We start from the raw sequence: 3,206 nt of genomic DNA, 5'->3' as shown, positions 1-3,206 counted from the left end.
CAGCATTTTTGCGTCGCTCCGAATGAGTACTCTTAACCATAAGTCTTAAAAGCAAAAATTGTGATGACTGATCCGAAGCGAAACGATATTTTTGAGGATGCAAATGGTGTGAGGGTTGCCGTTAAGCAGCTTTATCCTCCAAATGCTTTGGGGGTAAGCTACGTTGAATATAAAAACCTCAGTGACTCCAACCTTCGCTTCTTACCCTTAGAGCAATTTCATGAAAATTTTCGTTGGGTGGATAACTTTGGCTCTACCGATACCTTTGTTAAGGTAGTGTTAGAAAAAGAAGCTAAATCACTTGAAGAGGCAGAGGCTCCGGAATCTACTGAGGAGACCAGTTCTCCTGCTGAGACAGAGGAGCTTGCTGAAAAGCCGGCTGACGATGGACTAAGGGCAGCTGCACCAACGCGCTCATCTTAATAGGGTAATTTAATTTTTCTACCTTCTGATTTGTAAAAGAAGGTTGAGAGGTTTCCAGAGCTTCTGAAAGAATATAGATGTTAGATGTTTCACAAAAATCCCGATCCCTTGAAATTATTCTGAAGCTTATTGCAATCTTCAGTGGGGCGCTCTTAATTGCCGCTTCAATCTTATCCGGAGATACTTTTCAGAGTGGATCTAGTCCAAGTCAATTTTTGCAAGATCAATTGCATCATTTGGACCAGTTGAAATGGTTGATTGGGGTCTTGTTGATCTTGTTTGGAGTCTTGTTTAGTCCGGGCAAGGCGCCTATGAGACCAATATATTCTGGACCAAAGGATCTTGGTAACGACGCATATAAGCTGTATTTAGTAGAAAAATATGGCATAGAGAAAAATACAGTTTTAGATCAGTTAATCTGTCAGAAGAGTTTGTTCGCCAATGTAGCAGATGCACTCCTTTTCGCGCATGAGCTTGAGACTGCAAATGGTAGAGCTAATCGAGTTGATTCTCCAAAGGCAATTCATCATCCGGAGAATTCGCAACCTAACTTCAGCTCTATGAAGTCAGTTGAGGTTGGTATTAAAGATGCGAGCCCAATTAGCCCGCCACCTCATCAAGTGGAGACGTCCGAATCTGAGAGGCATCGTCGAATTATTTTTCTTCTTGGTTTGGTATTAATTGCCCTTGTTGTGGGCGGCCTATATTACGCAAATACGCAGAGCGTAAAAGAAGAAGTGGTAGTGGTCGTTAGCCCCGCCCCTCCATCGAATACTGATCAAGTAGTCGCCAATAGTATTCCAGCAAATCCTAGCCCCCCAGCCGAGCAGGTGCCTGCTGAGGCCGCTACAAAATCGTCTACTCTCCCCATTAATGAGTTGTGGATTGGCACATGGAATGGAGTTGGTAATAAGCAGAAGATCGTGATTACTGCCTCGAACTTTAAATATGGAAACGATGATTTCACTTGGGCAGGCGTCCGACCCAAGGGAGTAATTCAGTGCTGTCCTGCGTTTTATGAGGGATCAAGCTCAAAGGCAGAATTATTAGCCCGCATTCAGGAGTCGGCAGCAAACTCCGCCCTAAAGGGTGATCAGCAAAAAACTATCGATCTCGTGAATACTCTGAGCGAAGGTAATTTTAAGAAAATTGTTTTAGCTGATCCCTTTTTACGAAAATATTTTTTCATCTACGATCAAAACACAATTTACCGTATTAATAGAGACTTAGGCGATAACGCTGAATTGGTGATTGAGCCATTTAGAAAGCAAGAATGAGCTCATCGTCTGACCTCAATGGGGCGCCTGTAGTCAAACTGCAGCCTTACGAGCAGTTGCGATTGCTGAGAGAGCAAACCCACGTTAAGACCATAAGTAAAGAAATTGTAGGTCGGCAGTGCATTTTCTTTTACAGTAAAAATTGGATTTTTGACTATTCTCTCGATAGTACTGATAAGCAGTGGGATATCACTAAGCAAGTTTATTTTCGTAATGTCAGAAAACATAAGGCCTTGGCATTTGCCTTGCCTTATATCGTTGTGCAGCTTGCACTTGCTGACACTACCAATTATTTAAGAGCAATCGTCACATACGGTGAGGACATCACCAAGATGATTGGCTCTATGGACCACTTCATTAAGCGAGAGCCGGGTATTCGGGCTTGGGTAGAGCAACCAGACTTTAACTGGCAAGCATCCAGTATTGCTGAATTATCTAATCAAATTCTTGAGGACAACAACCGATTTGGTGAAATTCAGTTTTATCAATATCACGAACCATTCCATGCCAAGTTAAACGGGGCCTGGGAGGTAATTCAGGTCTGACCAATAAAACTTAAAACTCTAGTTATATCCACAAGGATAAAGTTCAATTAACTTTTTTAACAGAATTGGATCAATATCTAGAGATTGCCTCTCTAGTTTGTTGGTAGATACATCTTTAATACCTAGAGTGATAATTTCTTTGTAATTTGCTATGCTCAGCTTCAAAAAGGGTGGGAAGCAGAACAAAGGGGTGCTTTCATTGGATGCTAATGCATTATTTGCAGCATTGAGTCCGCTGGCAAGCCCTAGTACATAAGTGTCCACAGATTGAGTTTTCGATTTATTCTCAAAGTTTGAAACAGTCATGCTGGAAAAGGCGGCCTGGGATGCGAGAAGCATTAGCAAGCCAGAAAAAATATGGATGATTTTCATATGATTGAATTTTGCTAGTTTATATTTACTAAATGTAACAGAATCTTTTATAAACTAAGGATAATTCTTGCATGCTCAGTTAGGTGTATGCATATTTTTTAAAGGTATCTATGGTCGATATTGATTGGGATTACTGGGTTTCTAGACCCTATGTTTATACATGGCAGGCCGCCGCCCTGATTCAGGGAATTAATCCTAAGAAAATTAAATTTCCAGTGAGGGATGCCGCTGGAGAGCTGCACTTCGAGCGAGCCAATTTTGGTGATGCCTATCCTGAATTTAAGTTAAAGCTCGATCTCTTAACCGAGCATGCATGGATCCAAAATTTTTCAGCTCAAAATATGCGCGTTGACTTCAAGCGTTTTTTGTACTGGGCATATCATATTCAAAAGTGGCCATTTCCTGCTGAGCTCGCATCCTTTGCTCAGAGTTTGAGTTTAGATGCATTAGTGGAGCCAGTAGACGAGAGTGATAATGCCATGCGGGAGAGCGAGAGAAACTCACTCCATTTAATTTGGGCTCTCAGAGAGTTGCTAAAAGAGCATCGGTATGGAAAAACAGACCGAGAGTTAATTTATTTTTTATCGAA

At 41.6% G+C, this 3,206-nt stretch carries 5 protein-coding genes; 4 read left to right on the top strand and 1 reads right to left on the bottom strand.

Annotated elements, in window-relative coordinates; all coding sequences use genetic code 11:
• Positions 1–63: 63 nt before the first annotated feature.
• From B7Y67_RS13760 to B7Y67_RS13750, 3 genes are all read left to right on the top strand, one after another.
• On the top strand, positions 64–423 hold the full coding sequence (locus B7Y67_RS13760) for a hypothetical protein (protein WP_293599140.1): 360 nt from the start codon (positions 64–66) through the stop codon (positions 421–423).
• A gap of 77 nt (positions 424–500) precedes the next feature.
• The gene (locus B7Y67_RS13755) at positions 501–1,700 is read left to right on the top strand and encodes a hypothetical protein (RefSeq protein WP_293599139.1); all 1,200 of its coding nucleotides are present in this window, start codon (positions 501–503) and stop codon (positions 1,698–1,700) included.
• A complete protein-coding gene (locus tag B7Y67_RS13750; protein WP_293599138.1) occupies positions 1,697–2,245 on the top strand; it encodes a hypothetical protein in 549 nt (182 codons plus the stop codon). Before B7Y67_RS13755 ends, B7Y67_RS13750 begins: the two co-directional genes overlap by 4 nt.
• 18 nt (positions 2,246–2,263) lie before the next feature.
• On the opposite strand, the gene B7Y67_RS13745 is transcribed toward B7Y67_RS13750, so the two are convergent.
• Positions 2,264–2,617, bottom strand: coding sequence for a hypothetical protein (locus B7Y67_RS13745; RefSeq protein ID WP_293599137.1), 354 nt, complete (start codon positions 2,615–2,617; stop codon positions 2,264–2,266).
• A 110-nt stretch (positions 2,618–2,727) separates the two neighbouring features.
• Between B7Y67_RS13745 and B7Y67_RS13740 the strand changes: the two genes are divergently transcribed.
• The coding region (locus B7Y67_RS13740; RefSeq protein WP_293599136.1) for a hypothetical protein at positions 2,728–3,206 on the top strand (479 nt) is incomplete at its 3' end.

The organism is Polynucleobacter sp. 35-46-11, assembly GCF_002281105.1.
This window is presented reverse-complemented; position numbering and strand designations above follow the sequence as displayed.

Bases quoted from the DNA above. Each gene is read 5' to 3' on its own strand.
- B7Y67_RS13750 (WP_293599138.1), top strand. From the start codon at position 1,697: ATGAGCTCATCGTCTGACCTCAATGGGGCGCCTGTAGTCAAACTGCAG.
- B7Y67_RS13760 (WP_293599140.1), top strand. From the start codon at position 64: ATGACTGATCCGAAGCGAAACGATATTTTTGAGGATGCAAATGGTGTG.
- B7Y67_RS13755 (WP_293599139.1), top strand. From the start codon at position 501: ATGTTAGATGTTTCACAAAAATCCCGATCCCTTGAAATTATTCTGAAG.
- B7Y67_RS13745 (WP_293599137.1), bottom strand. From the start codon at position 2,617: ATGAAAATCATCCATATTTTTTCTGGCTTGCTAATGCTTCTCGCATCC.